Consider the following 15,698-nt stretch of genomic DNA (forward strand, 5'->3'; position numbering starts at 1 on the left):
CCCCCTAATCTTCGTAACTTTCAAGCCGGTGATTAAACTTGGCTTCAGTTTCGTTGTATCTCATGATGTGCATATCGTCAGGGCTGAAGGTCAGGCCGACGATTGCATCATCGGTACTGGCATTGGTGGAATGAATCAGCCATTCGTTGCCAGCCTTATCATAGGCGAGAATTTCATAATAATCACCACGGAATAACTGAGTATCGACTTTAACCTGTAATTTGCCTTTTTCCGGTGTCGTGATGACTAAATCTTCCGGACGGATGACGACTTCAACCGGTTCGTTGGGACGCATACCGGCATCGGAACATTCAAACTGATGGCCGAGAAAAGCAACTTGGTAGTCTTCAACCATTTTTCCCTGAATGATGTTGCTTTCGCCAATAAAGTCGGCAACAAAGTGATTGATTGGTTCGTCGTAAATGTCGACGGGAGAGCCCTTTTGAAGAATCTCACCCTTATTCATAACAAAAATTTGATCACTCATTGCAAGGGCCTCTTCCTGGTCATGGGTAACAAACAAGAAGGTAATCCCAAGATCCTGCTGCAGCTCACGCAATTCATACTGCATATCCTTGCGCAGCTTTGCGTCTAAGGCCGATAAAGGTTCATCCAGCAACAATACCTTGGGGCGGTTAACAATTGCTCTGGCAATCGCTATTCGCTGTTGCTGGCCGCCTGAAAGCTCACCAATCTCACGGTTGGCGTATTGTTCGAGTTGAACCATCTTTAAAGCATCATGAACCCGAGTTTGGATTTCTTCTTTCTTGGTGTTATGAACCACCAAGCCAAAGGCGACGTTATCAAAGACGTTCATGTTGGGGAAGAGGGCATAATCTTGAAAGACGGTGTTTAACTGCCGTTTGTTGGCAGGAATATCATTGATTTTTTTGCCGTCAAACAGGACTTGACCGGATGTGACTTCGGTAAAGCCGGCAATTGATTGAAGAATAGTTGTTTTCCCACAGCCGGAGGGGCCAAGAAGGGTGTAAAATTCACCTTCCTGTAACTTGAAGCTGATATTTTTAAGAGCGGTAAAGCCGTCGTCATACTTTTTATAGACGTTTTTTAATTCAACAATGGTTTTGCTCAACGGTCTTCCTCCTAATATAATTGAATATGATAATTATAACGATTGAATATGATTGGCGACAAGAAAAGCGACTAGACAATCCGCCATTAGTGTCGTGATGACCGATGACCGGAACTGCCATTCATTTTATGAACATGACGTTTGAATTTCGGCAGTGATTCATCACCGACAAACTTGAAGTTCTTCATTTTGCCATTGAACGGATTTCCTGCCAGACGGACTTTGAGCCAGCGGTCCATGACGGCAATCATTGAATTGATTGAGTCGACTCGGGCTGGCACTTTTTCCTGCTTGGCCGCAGCCATAATATCGGTTTTTAATCGATTAACCAGGTTTTGATGGTATGTGACCAACTCTTGAGTGAGCGGGGCATCCTTATATTTGTTAAATAATTTTTCGATTTGCCGCATGGCGTCTTTTGAATCTTGCGGCGTATAATATCTGTCGGAATTTGGCATATCTGTCGACTTCTTTCTTAATTCTGAGTTTACAAGTTCCATTTTACGGTACAATAGTATAGATTAACAGGTTGATGGAGGATGAAATTAATGAAAACAATTCTTGCAATTCATACAGGCGGCACAATTTCAATGTCACAAAATGAGAAGGGTGAAGTCGTTCCCAACGATGAGAACCCAATCGCAGAAGAACAAGTCATTTTAAAGGGTCAGATTAATCTGATCACCGATGAAATGTTCAACCTGCCATCACCTCATGTGACACCGGAAGTGATGTTAAAAATCAAGCAGCGGATCATGAAGGCAATTGACGATGGAGTCGATGGAGTTGTCATTACCCACGGAACCGATACGTTGGAAGAAACCGCGTACTTTTTGGATCTGACACTGCCTAACACGATTCCGGTTGTTTTGACAGGCGCCATGCGCTCATCCAATGAAATTGGTTCTGATGGTTTGTATAATTTCAGAAACGCCATCATGGTGGCCGCAACCGACGAGTCCTATGGTAAAGGCGTCTTAGTTGTGATGAATGATGAAATTCATACAGCAAGATACGTAACCAAAACCCATACAACCAACGTGGCGACATTCCGGACACCAACTTTTGGGCCAATTGGAATTGTAACGCAAAACAAGGCAAAATACTTCCAAGAATTAATCCAGACTGAAGTATGCGACATTAATCATGTTGTTGAAGGCGTGTATTTGATTAATGCATATGCTGGGATGGACGGAACTTTATTTGAAGCGATTAATAACGAAAATACCAAGGGATTAGTACTGGAAGGCTTGGGTGCCGGCAATGTCCCACCAAAGACGCTTCCAGCAATTCAAAGCTTAATTGATAACAAGATCCCGGTTGTCTTAGTCTCCAGATGTTATAACGGTGTGGCCCAGGAAATCTATGATTATCAGGGCGGCGGTATCCAATTAGGAAAGATGGGAACGATTCTGTGCCAAGGCTTAAATGGTCAAAAGGCAAGAATCAAGCTTTTGGTTGGATTGAGTGATAATATGCATGGAGATGAGTTGAGAGAGTTTATGGGGAATGCAATTTCGTAGAGTGCGACGAGGGCTGGGTGCCCCCGGAGTGTAAGACGAAAATTTTGATGATGAATGGTCCTTATTCATCATTAAAATTTTTGACTTACACAGTAGGGGGCAGGCCCGTCGGAGCACGTTTCAGTGAGAGTGCGACGAGACCCGGGAGATGCGGTTTCTAAGGTGGTTTTACTTTAAACCCCGCATTTGGGTTTGAAGTAAAGCCAACTTAGAAGTTAGCATCTGGGTTGTCGGAGCACGTTTCGGCTAGAGAAAAGCAAACCTGAAAAAGGTATCCAAGCAAAACAAGCTCCACAAACAAACACCACTAACTATTAAAAACTTAACCCCAACCAAGAAAGAAGTGACACCTTGAACACCTTATACGACAAGCTGCGCACGGCACAAATTGACGAGCAGCTGATTAACGCATTTCAAAATGACTCCGATATCGTATACACCGGTGTCATTCAATTCCTGAGCAGTAAAGACTTTATTATGCTGACCTATAACGATTATGGGATTCAGGATGGTGAGGTTTATTTGAAATTATCCTCGGTTAAGTCCGTGGAAACGGATAGTTATGACCTTGCCAATATGGAAGAACGCATCTATTTCGATGAGAAGCATCACCTCAATGCCCAACCGGCATTTGATTTGCCCATTAAGATGAGCGATTCACTGTTTGACCGCGTTGTTCAAACGCTGCATGATGAACAAAAAGTTGGGCTGATTATTACAGAACAGGCTGGCAAGCTGAAATACAATGAAGGCTTGATATCAAATGTTCATGACGATGGCATGACTTTTTACCAATGTTAACAAGTTCGATTTTTCCAAGCGCCCAGTATTTGAAATCAAGTTTGACGATATCCGCGGAATTGAATTTGGCGGTACTGAATTACAATTGCTGCAAAACGTGCTGGACATGGTTAAGCCTGAAAATCATGTCGCCAACACAATCATATCCGACACTGATGTCTTTCATGATGAAGTTCAAAAGCTCCGTGATAACGGAAATTGGGTTGTCATTGATACCAACGATAATCGTAAATATTTCTATGTTGGTAAAATTATTTCAAGCAACCCCCAGGAACTGGTCATGATGGTGGTTGATATGAATGGCCGGTTTGGCGGATACGTTTGGATTCGGTATGATGATATTTGCAGAATCATTACCGATTCTGATTACTTGCGGGTCATTGATAAATTTGTTGATGAAAATAAGAAGAATAAGCATTTTGCATTACCAGTTCTAAATGCTGACCGAGCTTTTGATAATGCTGATAATATTTTGATTCACATCATTACACAATCAATTCGGTATCAAAAGGTGATTCGATTTGAAACCGCCGATGAGGAAAACTTCGTTGGCTATCCAACCTCGATTAATCTGGCAACCGGTGTTTTGAATGTTGAACTTTTGGATGTCGACGATAATGGCGATTTACCAACTAAGCAGGTCGGAATTGAAAATATTCGTGAGATGGCCTTTGATTACTTCAAGGCTTTCTTGACCGAAAATGAAATTGATTAGGAGGGTAAATTGTGGCAAAGAAGAAAAAATTTAAGCTTCCAAATTGGCTGATCAATACACTCGAGATGACCGTGATGGTTGCAATCCTGATGGCGCTCTATAATTTTCTGGGCCCAATGGTCTTTAAAAATGGCAGTTATTTTCCCTGGTGGACATTTCCATATTCAGTTGTTGGCGCACTGTTTCTGATTGGTGGCTGGAATTTCTTGTCTCACCGAATGAATATCATGCATAATCAAATTGTTGCCGAAGACAACGCCAAAAAAGAACGGGCTGAACGCATTCGCCGAGAGGGTGCCGCTAAAGAACGGGTTGAGGCTGAAAAGCGCCGCCAGCGCAATGCCAATCGTAATCGGAATAATCAGCAATCGAGGTAACTGAAATGGCTGAACAGAAATTTTCGTTTTGCCCATATTGCGGTGCCAAGCTGAAGCCGGATGATGTTGTTTGTCCAAATTGTGGGAAGAAGCTTCCGCAAAATGATGAACCGAAATCCAACAAAGTTTGGACCGGACTGAGTCGGTTGTTTGGCAATCCATACAAGGAAGGCATGAGCCGATATCAGGCTGAGAAAAAAGAAGCCGCAAAAAATAAAAAGAAAAAGTAACCGAATGATCCCATCATAATGTCAGATACGAACAAATTAACTGTTTGATTGTTATGGTGGGATTTTATTATCCAAGGGAGTGTTGAAAGTGGCAAAGCCGATTGAAAACAAAGCGTTGATTAGGGATGTCCAGGGTATCTTTTTGGGAAACCTTGGAACCGTTGAGACCGATATTAAGCTGCCTAAGCAGGGAAGCCACGGCAGTCATTTTGACTGGAAATCTGACAAGCCGACAGTTATCACTGATGACGGTAAAGTCACTCGGCCCAAGCCTGGCATGGGCAATCGGATTGTTCACTTAAACCTCACGGCAAAGTTGGGGACGGATACTATTCATCGACAATTCAACGCGACGGTGATTCAAGAATCTCGCAAAGTTCCAATCGATCATCCGGTTGATCTACATATTGTCACGCATACAAAGGATTACCACTTACCACAAGTTGCCGTGGTTCAATTAACGGATGGCTCATATTCAACTTCACCAGTCGTTTGGAATGATCAGTTTGACTCATCAAAGTCGACGCAAACCGTCACGGGACGGGTGCCGGAAAGTGAATCACCAGTCAAGTTGGCCGTTAAGCTTGAGCCCAAGTCAGCCCAGCCGATAACCAATCCATTTAAGAATCTCCACGTTCTGCTTGGGGGCAACAATCCATTTGTTACTGGGTATCGGACGATGGTCCAACACTTGAAACAGGCAGGCCCTGATAATTTGTTGTATAACTTCCGTCAAGCTGCCGGTTTACCGGTTGACGATCAGGACCAGATGACGGGCTGGGATGCACCGGACTGCAAGCTTCGGGGACATACCACCGGTCATTACATGTCCGCCCTGGCGTTTGCCTACTTCGACACTAGGGACGAGGATTTTAAGCATCAATTGGCTTATATGGTTAATGAACTCGCCAAGTGTCAGCGGGCCTTTGCTAAAAATGGTGCTCATAAAGGGTTCCTGAGTGCCTACGATGAAATCCAATGTGATCAATTGGAACAGTTTGAAACCTACCCGAATATTTGGGCACCTTATTACACACTGGATAAGATTCTCCAGGGATTACTGGACACTTTCCTTTATGCCAAGAATCCTCAGGCATTGGAAGTTGCCAAGGGGATTGGTGATTGGGTGACTGAGCGGCTTGGAAAGTTAAGTCACGATCAGCTGACTAAGATGTGGTCAATCTACATTGCCGGTGAGTTTGGCGGAATGATCACAGTAATGGTCCGACTGTATCGGGCAACCGGTCAGCAAGCGTATTTGGATACCGCAAAACTATTCAGCAACGATAAATTGTTTGTCCCAATGGCAGCCAATTATGACACCCTTGATAACATGCATGCCAATCAACATATTCCTCAAGTTATCGGCGCTGTTGACCTCTATCAGGCAAACGGTGACGAGAATTATTTGAAGATTGCCGTCAATTTTTGGAATATTGTGGTCCAGCATCATACGTTTGCCAACGGTGGCGTTGGTGAGACCGAGATGTTCCACGAGGCTGACAAGGTTGAGCCGTACCTGACTGATCGGGATGAGGAAACCTGTGCCAGCTATAATATGTTTAAATTGTCCGAACAGTTATTTGAGATAACGCGTGATGGCAAGTACATGAATTATGCCGAAAACATTTTGAATAATCACCTTTTGGCAGCGAATGATCATCAAGAAGATGGCGGCACAACTTACTTCATGCCATTAAAACCGGGTGGGGTTAAAAAGTATGATCGAGATGTTGATAACACCTGTTGTCATGGAACTGGTTTGGAAAACATGGTTAGATTTCAGAAAAACATTTTTGCATCTGACGGTCATGATGTGTATGACAATCTCTTCTATGACAGCCAAGTTGAGCTGCCTAACAGTGAGGGCTTAATCTCGCAGAAAGTCGATTCAAACACGATTGTGATTACTGCCGATTTGCATAAGTCGATTGATTTGCATATTCGGGTACCAGAGTGGATAGCTGACTTGAAAGTTTCACTAAATGGCCGACCTGCCCAACTTGAACATGAAAATAGTTATGTTGGGTTGCTTGGCCTAACAGGAAAAGCAGTGATCAAATTGATGTTTACACTGAAGGTCACGATTGAGCGTGCCCCGGATGATGCTTCACTGATTGCTGTTTTCAAGGGTCCGGATATGCTTGCCAAAAAGGCTGATCAAGATACATTCTTTACAACATCAGAGACTGAGTTGAAACAAGATGAGCAACTAGTGCCGCTTAACACAGTCGGGGATGGCCCTTATCATGTGTATTTCAAGGTAAAATAAAATTTATAATTAGACAGGAAAAAGGGACTACCAACAATTTAAGTTGTTGGTAATCCCTTTGTTTGTAGTTTTAAGTTTAGTTAGCGAGTCTGGAGCCTTGCTTTTCTCTAGTGGAAACGTGCTTCGACGGCCGGTGCGTTGAGGCCGCCTAGCCGAAACGTGCTTCGACAACTCAGATGCTAACTTCTAAGAGTGCTTTAACTAGAGCCCCAAGACCACGGACTTCAGTCAAAGCACTCTTAGAAACCGCATCTCCCGAGTCTCGTCGCACTCTGCTTTTATCTTACAAACTGCTCAATCGTTCGCTTTTCATCCGGAGTTGGTTGTGACTCCATTGATTTAATGTTGTGGAGGCGTTCAACAGATATGTGTAGATTAAATGCTAACGCTGTATCCGGCATATCGTTCTTCTTTTGATAATTAATGATTTCTTCTGCTAAAGTACTAAATTTTTCTGCCATACTCATTCTCCTCCATCAATTTGTGATTCAACGATGTCCTTAAATCCATTATACCAATAATTGAAATTTTGACACAGATTAACGATGTTTAAGCCCATATTCCATTAATGCCATGGCAATTAAGGCAATCACAATCGAAACCCATAATTTATCTGTCTGAATATAAAAGTAGTACAGAAGCCCTAATCCGATGACAATCTGGCCAGTGTATCTTTCCCAACGATTGGGCAGGGATAAGAATGCCAGACCAATTGCCAAAATGATTGATCCGATCAAGACAACTTTGGCGCTGTCAAGCGAGCCAAATTGGGTCACTAACCCATAAATATCAACAATAAGTCCAACGACTAAAGAAAAAATACCAAATGCAAATGCAAATTGATTTGCCCGCATAAAAAAACGCCTTCTTCCAATTTTCATTCTCTTACTTAATTATAAGTCAAAAAGTGAAATGTTGGAATATCAGCGTTTAGTATCGAATAAAGAACAGCAGGACTTGAACAATGATGAATAGGACAACAAACAATATCCAGTCAAGTGCTGTAATTCGAATGACTTTATAGTGGGTCCGAGGATAATCTTCGACAAAGCCGTGAGAGGTCATCGCCTCGGCAAGGTTCTGTGACCATTGGATTGATGACAAGATTGATTTAAAGTACAGCTTCGGTGACCAGAAGTGCAGGGCCTCTCCACGCATGAGCGCTGAGGTCTTGATGATCTGGACTTCTTCAACAATCTTTGGCATCAAGTTAAATGCGGCCAGAACCCCATAGGCAAATTTGGAAGGCAGGTGAAAATCCTGTTCCAAAGTGAGTGACAGGTCGGTGATACTGCTGGTTAGCGTGAAGGTGGCACCCAAAAATACATATCCGTAGATCCGGGTGAACAGGATCCAGGCAAAATGAATCCCAGCACTACCATACAGCCATTGAGATACGAACAGTCCAACCGCTGGGAACAGTGGCCAGAAGATAATCCCAAAGAGGGCTTTCATACTAACGTGTTGGGTCAGAATATAGACCAGACTCACTGCAATCAGGATGCAGTTAACAACCAGGCTTTGGGTAAATGAAATCTCCAAAGCAATTAACATAACGAGTAATAATTTCATTCCAGGATTCATTTGATAACCTCCTGGTAAGCCAGATTTTGATTTTTGAACGTCGCATGATAATCAATCAGGGTATCCAGACCGGACAATTGATGTGAGATCACAATCTGAGTTTGGTGGAAGTCATGTTTGGCCCGGTTTAAAAAGCCAACAACGACTTCCAACGAATGGTAGTCCAGTCCTTTGAATGGTTCGTCCATCAGTAATACCGGTGGATTCATGATTAACATTTCGATAATCTGAAGCTTCTTCTTTTGACCTTCACTTAACGAGTAGACAATCCGGTCGTCTTTTCCGGCCATGTCCAACTTGTTCAGCATGTCGTCCACGTCCGCCTGTGAATAATCGGTGTTGGTTCGATTAGCCAGTGAAAGATCCAACTCTTCTTTGACAGTGATATTCAAAAATTGATTTTCAGCATCTTGGAAAAGCAGCGTGACATGCTTGGCATAGGGCAGCGGGCGGATCTTCTTGATGTCCTTGCCGTCAAATGCAATTGTGCCTTCATACGGCAACAATTTGGTCAGCGCATTAAACAGCGTCGACTTACCAATTCCGTTGGCACCGGTTATCAAAGTCGTTTTTTGTTTATAGAAATCAAAGTGTGCCAGCTTCAACAATAGGGAATGGTGAGGCAGCAATTTGAAATCATTAATTTTGATAATGGCATTTTCATCACCGGAGGGAATGGCAACTTTCTTGTTAATCGTTTGAGTTGATTCAAAATTCTTGAAGAAGTGTTCGGCACGTTCACCATCCAAAAGGCTGATTTTATGAGTATCAGGATCCAAATAATAGAATTCATCAACCAAATTCTGATAGCTGGTTAAATCATGATCAGCCAAGATAATGGTCTTACCGTGTTTTTCCTGTAAAATCTTTAATTTGTTGATCAAATCCACTCGTGAACCGGGATCGATGCTGGCAAACGGTTCATCCAACACGGTGACCTGCGGATCCATGGCAACGATACAAGCCAGTGCGACTTTCTGCTTTTCACCGCCGGACAGGGTGTTGATGACCCGTGAGCGGAGCTTTTGGATGTCACAAAATTCCAATGCGTGGGTAATGATATCTTTCATTTTAGCCGGTTCAATTCGCAAGTTTTCCAATACAAACGTCATTTCATGAATGACCGTATCCATGGCGAACTGCTGATTGGGATTCTGGAACATCATTGCGACCGACTTACTGACATCTTGTCGCGGAATATCCTTAATGTTGGTATCGCCAAACTTAATGTCACCGACGGCATCGATGCCGCTAAAATGCGGATAAAGTCCCGCAATGAAATACAGCAATGTTGATTTGCCGCTTCCTGAAGGGCCGGAAAGCAGTGAGAAGTGATGACTTTTGAATGTGATATTAATATCGTTCAATACCTTAACGTCACTATCCGGATAATGGAAAGTGAAATGGTTAATCGAAACATCAGTCATAATCAAAGCCCCTATTATTACAAGTTGATTGCTTTACTACGATCCAACAATTTAACAATCATCTTAGTCAAAACGCCGGCAAAGATGAAGGTTGAGATATAACGGGTAACAAATAAACCTAAGAGAAGCGGTAAACTGAATTTATCGTAACCATTACGAATCATGTCCCAGGCGAAAGTGACAACAACCGTTGTGAAGATTGAGGCGTTTAAACCAACCCAGTCATAACGTTTGTAGCCGGTGAAGGTAAACCCAAGTTCAGAGGCAATCCCTTGAACCAAGCCTGAGATAAAGGCACCAGCACCCCATTGGCCGCCAAGAAAGACTTCAACGGAAGCTCCCAAGAACTCACCAAGAAAGGCTGAACCGAATGTCCGAATAATAAATCCTGTCAGTGGGCCGGCCATGCACCAGAGACCCATTAAGAGGTCATTGGCAAACGGAGCCATTCCAATTGGGGTAAGAACAACGGTCAGACCGGTGTACAGGAAGCCGGCTCCCCAAAAAATAATACCAGTAAAAATAGCAATTAATGCAATCAAAATAATGTTTCTAAGCGTCCATTGGCTTTGCTTTTTGCCGCCGGTTGCTTGACTCTTGTTATCCATAACAAGACCTCCAAATAAAATTTTGATCAATTCGATCCTGGAAAGCCTTATAGCTGAGCACACAAAGAGGCCAGGAACAAAACTGTTGTTTTGCCCTGGCCTCAGAAAATCATCTAATTGCAATTTATCCATCTAAATACAACGGAGCATGCTCCCTTCGCTGGTATTGTCCAGATCAGGTTCGATGGGTTTTTCTCAGCCAATAAGGCACCCCAGATAGTTGTATGATCAAATTTAGTATACAAGATATAAAATTAATTTACAAACGAAACTATTCCCTTAAAATAGAATTGTAACCATTTTCGAAATATGAATTATTTAGGAGGAGCCATTGTGGTGAAAGTTATTGCAAGCGACATGGACGGAACTTTTTTAAACGATCAGGGAACTTTTGATGAGGACAAATTTCAAAAACAATTGGATAAGCTGGGTGAAAAAGGGATGCACTTTATCTCGGCCAGCAGTAATCAATACCAGCACCTGTTGGGATTGTTCAAGAATGTTAAAGGACCAATCTCCTACGTATGTAACAACGGAGCTTTGGTGATTGATGAACGTGGCGTGATTGTTCACGAAGAAATTATTGATCATTTGATTTTAAAAAAGGCTTTGGATTGGATGACCAGCGAACCAAGCTTTGCCGGTGCGGAAATTATTTTAGTCGGCAGAAACGGCACATACTGCAACCTGCCGGAAGATTCAGATCGTTTCCAAGCATCCAAATATTTCTACGAAAACATGCAGTCAATGACCGACTTACGGTTGATATTTGATTCAATTTATAAAATTGACGTTACCTGGGAAGAAGGCGGCGTTCTTAAACGCCAAGACGAATTTAACCACAAGTTCAGCGGTCGGTTAAATGCCATTTCTTCAGGAATGAACGGCCTTGATATCATGGCCGACGGAACTGACAAGCTGACTGGCGTTGAGATGCTGCTTGACGCATGGGGATTAAGCCTTGATGACGTGGCCGCCTTTGGAGATAACGGCAATGACTTTGAAATGGTCAACGCTGCCAAAGAAGGTTATGCCATGAAGAACTCGGCAGCAGATTTACTTCAAAAGGTTGAAAAAGTCACCGACTATTCGAATAACGATGACGGTGTTCAACGTAAGATTGACGAGTATTTAGGCTAAAAATCGGCTGGTATTTGGGTATAAATCAATTAAGTCGTTTAATGAGAAGCTCAGCAGCTGATCGGAGTCGTGATACCTGAAGTAGTAAGTCTGATCCGTTGAGTCCAGCACAGAAATATAGTGGGTGTAGTTGAAATTCGGATGGTCGTTCATCGACGGTTTGTAAGGGATGGCGACTTCATCCAAGACATTGAACAGGCGGTTTCGAGCTTCAAATTGATTCCGGCTTTCCTGAACACCAAGCTTGTTGACAGCGGCTACCAGAAACCGGGTTGTTGGCGTGTTGGTGGCTTTTGGTAAATGTTGGCTCATAATAATCTGTCGAGCTTTATCAACCAGTTCAGAGCTGTCTGTGACACCGAGCTTCTTTTCCAATCGGTTCATATGTTCCGGATAGGTTGGCGAATTGGTCATGACCCCGATCGAGTCTTCGATAACTTCCAGGCCATTGACCGTTGGTTCCAGGATCAGCGTTTGGCCTGATTTATCGGTGAGAATCCAGTGAAAAGAAAAGACTTCCCGGCCGGCAAGCCAATATTTGCCGATTAAAGCGATATTATCAAGGTCGGCTTTGACGTCTTCAAGAGAAGCGTGTTCCCCAAGAACCCACGGTAAGAAATCTTGGGGAGTTAAGTTGAGCTTGCCTTCGACCTCTTTATCCAAGTAATGGGCTTTAAGCGGAAACATCAATTCGGCACAGCTTAGCCCCTGGGTATTGACGCCGTCGGCCACCAAAATATTGTTGTTTTCTTCGGTCCGGCCACCACCAATATAAGGATATTTGATTGGTCGGGTCCCTGATAAAGCGGTTTCATAATTGGGCTGATTAATTAAGACCGGCTTCCAAGCCGCCTTGACCGGGAAGTCCATGGTGCGGGCAAGTAAGACGTGTTCATTTAATGTTTCCAATGTTAAGCTGGTGCACATATGAGTCACCTCGTTGACTGATTTTTAGTTCATTATTTATACATCAAATATAACACGATTTTTGTGAGTGATGGCTGCCGGCTATTTCGCTGGATTTGTTGATCTGAAATCGATGGGTTGGCAAATTTAACAACGGATTGTGGCTGGTCTGACTCGCACTCGAGAATAAATTAGTGTAAACTTGAAATAACAAATAGGTAAAAAGGGGAATGATTATGAAATCCGCCTGGAATTTAGTGGGAATGGCTTTATGGCTGCTCCTAATTGTTTATTTTGCATATATTATTCACGATATGCGGGCACGTCGCCTGCGGTTAATCGTGACTGAAAAAAAGAGTTTCACCTGGCGTAATTTTTGGATTTCCTTTGGTGAATTGGCTGCCTTTTTGCTGTTCTTATGGGGAATGTCTTATTCAACATTTTTCCTGGATGTCAAAAAGATGGATCAAAGCCGGATTACTACCAGTTATACGTATAAACCGTTGATCATTCGTTACCGTGACGACCAGTCTGATTATGTAACGGTCCAAAACGGAACGGGACGAAAGCCAATTCAAAACTATACGTTTTACGTTGATGGCGGTAAGTATTTGGTAAACAGTACAAATGCCACTGTGGTTTATGGTAAGAGCAACTTGAATATTCAAGCCGAAACCTACAAATGGAATAAAGAGTGGCTGAACCATTTGGATACCAGATATCAAAAAGCGTGGGTTGCGACGGTAACAACCACGTATAAGAAGAATTTGTTCAACGGAATCGGATTACATGCGGGCAGACAAGCCGACCGATTCAGTTTAATCAGAATACCGGATAAGTCGTTTATGGATGTAGTGGGCGACTAAGCCCGGGTGCTTCTGGAAGCTAAGTCGGAATAATTGGGAGAAAACGTTTCTTGTTTTCTTCCAATTGTTTTGCTTAGATGCAGGAAGCAGGGTTGTCGGAGCCGTCCTCAGAGCAGCCTGGCCCTCAAAATAACATGAGAACTCAAGCCTCAGAATCTGAGTTTATTTGCTGTCCTTAGAGTCAATAGAACAAAACAAAGTTAAGCCAACGAAGAAATCTCAAACATTCTTCGCTGGCTTTTTATTTTGAAAATATTAACGATCGGCTACAGGATGTGACGAAGGCTTAAAAAGGGGTTGTATAATGATTCCTCTGAAACTATAATGAATTTGTTCATATTAATGTACAGATATGGAATAGTTACCTAAGGAGGGATATATATGCAATTAGATCTCAAGAAGTCTTTGTTTGTTTCTGTTGCTGTATTAGGATTCGTTGCTGCAGTTGGGGGTCTTGGCGCTCAAAGTGCCAGTGCCAAGTCGCGTGTAAAGGTAACGTCGAACAAAGCACTGCGTACTCTGCCGCAGAGTCGAAACGTCACGTTCACGGGAGATAACGCGCTCTTCACCAAAGCGGGGACTTTGCGTGGAGCTAAGAAAGTTGCTTCCACAGCGACTTTGAGCGGATTAGCAAACTCAAGCCTTTCAACAAATAATGTCCGAGCTTATCGAGTTGCGACAACTAGCCGCGGGTCGGTTTATTTTAAAGTTGTTACCTTTGATAAACAGTATCGTGGCTGGATTTATGGTGGTAAGAGTATTGGAGAATTTGCAGGTGGTCTGGATCAATTTAAGACCTTCGACATCAATACCATTGATACTTTGAGTCAGGACCAATTAAATGCCAACTATAAGCTGGCAAATCCTGGAACTGCGAATGATGGCAAAACAGTCACATACAAACAGCCACTATATACGCAGTATAAGATTGGCCGGGCAATCACTGACTCAACGCCATATGCGGATAAGATCTTTAAAATTGACAAGGTTGGTAACCGAACTCGTGAAAATGATCGATGGGTTCACATTTATGATATCAATAACGCCAATTCACCTGCAGCTGGGTGGATTCTGATGAGTGGGTTAAAGATGACCGTCCAAAATCCAATTGCGGATAATGCCATTCAAATCAATTTGGTCGATCCGGATAATCACTCGATTGTTGTCAAGACGTTTGCGTATACCAGAGACGGTGCCCAGAGAGGAACGTTCTTCGGGACGTTTGCCAACAATACTTGGACAATTAGCTCAGAGGATCAAACAAACATTACTGCTCAAATTAAGAATGCTTTGGCAGGCACCCAGTATGAGCTTAATAATCTAAGCCCAGCTCAATTGGCAGATATTGGGGCCACCAAATTTGGCTATTCCGTGAACGTTGTGGTTAATAAGATCAATTACAACGGTGGCGGCAGTAACAATAACAGTAATGGTAATGGCGGTGGAAACAAAGTCTTACCAACAACGGACAAGTTCAGTACAATTCTTCCATACGCTGGTCAGATTGGTCAATCCAATGAAACCAGACATCTGTTGACACCGGTCAAGGACGGCTATCCAGATACGAAGATTGTCTATACACTTCCGAAAGACGCAGTGTACGTTGATCATCCTGCCAAGGGGCAGGCCTCACCGACAAATAACACCATTAAAGTTTCTCCATCGGATATCGATACTAATCCGAATATCGTTCATGATTGGCTCGAGGGGCTTAAGAATAACTTCCCAGATACCGATCCATATATCCAAAGAACAGAAGCTGCTAAATCTATCGATGCCAAGCTTGAAACCCAGGCTAAAACCCAATACAGGCTTAAGAATCAGAACTTTAAAGGATTTGTCGGAACACCTGGTAACAAATTCACTGAGAAACAATTGATGTCATATATTCAAGGAACCGCACTGAAATCCCTCGTTTCGCCAAACTACCCGGGATTAAGTAGCGACAGCACTCAACCTGAATATATTGGGTCATTGGCTGACTGGAACAAAGTTGAGTATCAGATTAATACAACTGATTCCGGAACAATCGGGACTCCGGTTAAGGCATACTATGACATTGTTTATCCAGACAACTAATTGAGATATTACTGATATAGTTTTCATAATTGCAAACTGAATTACTGAAACTGGGGGACTCAAAGTTACGATTGTTT

At 42.9% G+C, this 15,698-nt stretch carries 17 protein-coding genes and 1 riboswitch; of the genes, 9 read left to right on the top strand and 8 right to left on the bottom strand.

What is annotated here, in order from left to right; all coding sequences use genetic code 11:
* Positions 1-4: 4 nt before the first annotated feature.
* Together DNL43_RS07270 and DNL43_RS07275 are read right to left on the bottom strand one after the other, a co-directional pair.
* Positions 5-1,093 (bottom strand): ABC transporter ATP-binding protein, encoded by a 1,089-nt coding sequence (locus DNL43_RS07270; RefSeq protein ID WP_056980894.1) that lies wholly within the window; start codon positions 1,091-1,093, stop codon positions 5-7.
* Positions 1,094-1,179: 86 nt separating this feature from the next.
* Positions 1,180-1,551, bottom strand: coding sequence for a hypothetical protein (locus DNL43_RS07275; RefSeq protein WP_056980893.1), 372 nt, complete (start codon positions 1,549-1,551; stop codon positions 1,180-1,182).
* An 81-nt stretch (positions 1,552-1,632) separates the two neighbouring features.
* On the opposite strand from DNL43_RS07275, the gene DNL43_RS07280 reads away from it, so the two are divergent.
* The 6 genes from DNL43_RS07280 to DNL43_RS07300 all read left to right on the top strand — a co-directional run bounded on the left by DNL43_RS07280 (position 1,633) and on the right by DNL43_RS07300 (position 7,011).
* Entirely contained in the window at positions 1,633-2,616 is a 984-nt protein-coding gene (locus DNL43_RS07280) for an asparaginase (RefSeq protein ID WP_275452994.1), read from the top strand.
* A 351-nt stretch (positions 2,617-2,967) separates the two neighbouring features.
* Positions 2,968-3,417: a hypothetical protein gene (locus DNL43_RS12230; protein ID WP_225364642.1), complete on the top strand. Its 450-nt coding sequence runs from the start codon at positions 2,968-2,970 to the stop codon at positions 3,415-3,417.
* A gap of 106 nt (positions 3,418-3,523) precedes the next feature.
* Entirely contained in the window at positions 3,524-4,132 is a 609-nt protein-coding gene (locus tag DNL43_RS12235; RefSeq protein WP_225439227.1) for a hypothetical protein, read from the top strand.
* An 11-nt stretch (positions 4,133-4,143) separates the two neighbouring features.
* Positions 4,144-4,509 (top strand): hypothetical protein, encoded by a 366-nt coding sequence (locus DNL43_RS07290; RefSeq protein ID WP_225364644.1) that lies wholly within the window; start codon positions 4,144-4,146, stop codon positions 4,507-4,509.
* A gap of 5 nt (positions 4,510-4,514) precedes the next feature.
* Complete coding sequence (locus DNL43_RS07295) at positions 4,515-4,739, top strand: zinc ribbon domain-containing protein (protein ID WP_056980891.1); 225 nt, start codon at positions 4,515-4,517, stop codon at positions 4,737-4,739.
* Positions 4,740-4,827: 88 nt separating this feature from the next.
* Positions 4,828-7,011: a beta-L-arabinofuranosidase domain-containing protein gene (locus DNL43_RS07300; RefSeq protein ID WP_056980890.1), complete on the top strand. Its 2,184-nt coding sequence runs from the start codon at positions 4,828-4,830 to the stop codon at positions 7,009-7,011.
* 278 nt (positions 7,012-7,289) lie between these two features.
* Here DNL43_RS07300 and DNL43_RS07305 read toward each other — a convergent pair whose 3' ends face one another.
* From DNL43_RS07305 to DNL43_RS07325, 5 genes are all read right to left on the bottom strand, one after another.
* The gene (locus tag DNL43_RS07305; protein WP_169790303.1) at positions 7,290-7,472 is read right to left on the bottom strand and encodes an LBP_cg2779 family protein; all 183 of its coding nucleotides are present in this window, start codon (positions 7,470-7,472) and stop codon (positions 7,290-7,292) included.
* Positions 7,473-7,550: 78 nt separating this feature from the next.
* On the bottom strand, positions 7,551-7,865 hold the full coding sequence (locus tag DNL43_RS07310; RefSeq protein ID WP_056980889.1) for a hypothetical protein: 315 nt from the start codon (positions 7,863-7,865) through the stop codon (positions 7,551-7,553).
* Between the two features lie 76 nt (positions 7,866-7,941).
* Positions 7,942-8,595 carry an energy-coupling factor transporter transmembrane component T family protein gene (locus DNL43_RS07315; RefSeq protein WP_056980888.1) on the bottom strand — a complete coding sequence of 218 codons (654 nt, stop codon included), beginning with the start codon at positions 8,593-8,595 and terminating at the stop codon, positions 7,942-7,944.
* A complete protein-coding gene (locus DNL43_RS07320; protein ID WP_056980887.1) occupies positions 8,592-10,022 on the bottom strand; it encodes an ATP-binding cassette domain-containing protein in 1,431 nt (476 codons plus the stop codon). Before DNL43_RS07320 ends, DNL43_RS07315 begins: the two co-directional genes overlap by 4 nt.
* A gap of 17 nt (positions 10,023-10,039) precedes the next feature.
* Complete coding sequence (locus DNL43_RS07325; protein WP_056980886.1) at positions 10,040-10,630, bottom strand: ECF transporter S component; 591 nt, start codon at positions 10,628-10,630, stop codon at positions 10,040-10,042.
* A 135-nt stretch (positions 10,631-10,765) separates the two neighbouring features.
* Positions 10,766-10,855: riboswitch (TPP riboswitch) on the bottom strand.
* 108 nt (positions 10,856-10,963) lie between these two features.
* Here DNL43_RS07325 and DNL43_RS07330 point away from each other — a divergent pair.
* Positions 10,964-11,770, top strand: coding sequence for a Cof-type HAD-IIB family hydrolase (locus tag DNL43_RS07330; protein WP_054769606.1), 807 nt, complete (start codon positions 10,964-10,966; stop codon positions 11,768-11,770).
* Here DNL43_RS07330 and DNL43_RS07335 read toward each other — a convergent pair.
* Positions 11,762-12,697: a linear amide C-N hydrolase gene (locus DNL43_RS07335; protein WP_054769605.1), complete on the bottom strand. Its 936-nt coding sequence runs from the start codon at positions 12,695-12,697 to the stop codon at positions 11,762-11,764. The two genes, DNL43_RS07330 and DNL43_RS07335, sit on opposite strands and share 9 nt — an antisense overlap.
* A gap of 215 nt (positions 12,698-12,912) precedes the next feature.
* Here DNL43_RS07335 and DNL43_RS07340 point away from each other — a divergent pair, with 215 nt between their 5' ends.
* Together DNL43_RS07340 and DNL43_RS07345 are read left to right on the top strand one after the other, a co-directional pair.
* Positions 12,913-13,542: an LVIS_2131 family protein gene (locus DNL43_RS07340; RefSeq protein WP_056980885.1), complete on the top strand. Its 630-nt coding sequence runs from the start codon at positions 12,913-12,915 to the stop codon at positions 13,540-13,542.
* Between the two features lie 381 nt (positions 13,543-13,923).
* Entirely contained in the window at positions 13,924-15,621 is a 1,698-nt protein-coding gene (locus DNL43_RS07345; RefSeq protein WP_082619672.1) for a hypothetical protein, read from the top strand.
* Positions 15,622-15,698: the final 77 nt, after the last annotated feature.

Origin of the sequence: Lentilactobacillus kefiri (assembly GCF_009739535.1) — a bacterium.
GTDB lineage: Bacteria > Bacillota > Bacilli > Lactobacillales > Lactobacillaceae > Lentilactobacillus > Lentilactobacillus kefiri.

Coding starts and splice junctions, on each gene's coding strand:
- DNL43_RS07305 (WP_169790303.1), bottom strand. CDS start 7,472: ATGGCAGAAAAATTTAGTACTTTAGCAGAAGAAATCATTAATTATCAA.
- DNL43_RS07325 (WP_056980886.1), bottom strand. CDS start 10,630: ATGGATAACAAGAGTCAAGCAACCGGCGGCAAAAAGCAAAGCCAATGG.
- DNL43_RS07295 (WP_056980891.1), top strand. CDS start 4,515: ATGGCTGAACAGAAATTTTCGTTTTGCCCATATTGCGGTGCCAAGCTG.
- DNL43_RS07320 (WP_056980887.1), bottom strand. CDS start 10,022: ATGACTGATGTTTCGATTAACCATTTCACTTTCCATTATCCGGATAGT.
- DNL43_RS12235 (WP_225439227.1), top strand. CDS start 3,524: ATGGTTAAGCCTGAAAATCATGTCGCCAACACAATCATATCCGACACT.
- DNL43_RS07340 (WP_056980885.1), top strand. CDS start 12,913: ATGAAATCCGCCTGGAATTTAGTGGGAATGGCTTTATGGCTGCTCCTA.
- DNL43_RS07310 (WP_056980889.1), bottom strand. CDS start 7,865: ATGCGGGCAAATCAATTTGCATTTGCATTTGGTATTTTTTCTTTAGTC.
- DNL43_RS07275 (WP_056980893.1), bottom strand. CDS start 1,551: ATGCCAAATTCCGACAGATATTATACGCCGCAAGATTCAAAAGACGCC.
- DNL43_RS07335 (WP_054769605.1), bottom strand. CDS start 12,697: ATGTGCACCAGCTTAACATTGGAAACATTAAATGAACACGTCTTACTT.
- DNL43_RS07315 (WP_056980888.1), bottom strand. CDS start 8,595: ATGAATCCTGGAATGAAATTATTACTCGTTATGTTAATTGCTTTGGAG.
- DNL43_RS07280 (WP_275452994.1), top strand. CDS start 1,633: ATGAAATTAATGAAAACAATTCTTGCAATTCATACAGGCGGCACAATT.
- DNL43_RS07345 (WP_082619672.1), top strand. CDS start 13,924: ATGCAATTAGATCTCAAGAAGTCTTTGTTTGTTTCTGTTGCTGTATTA.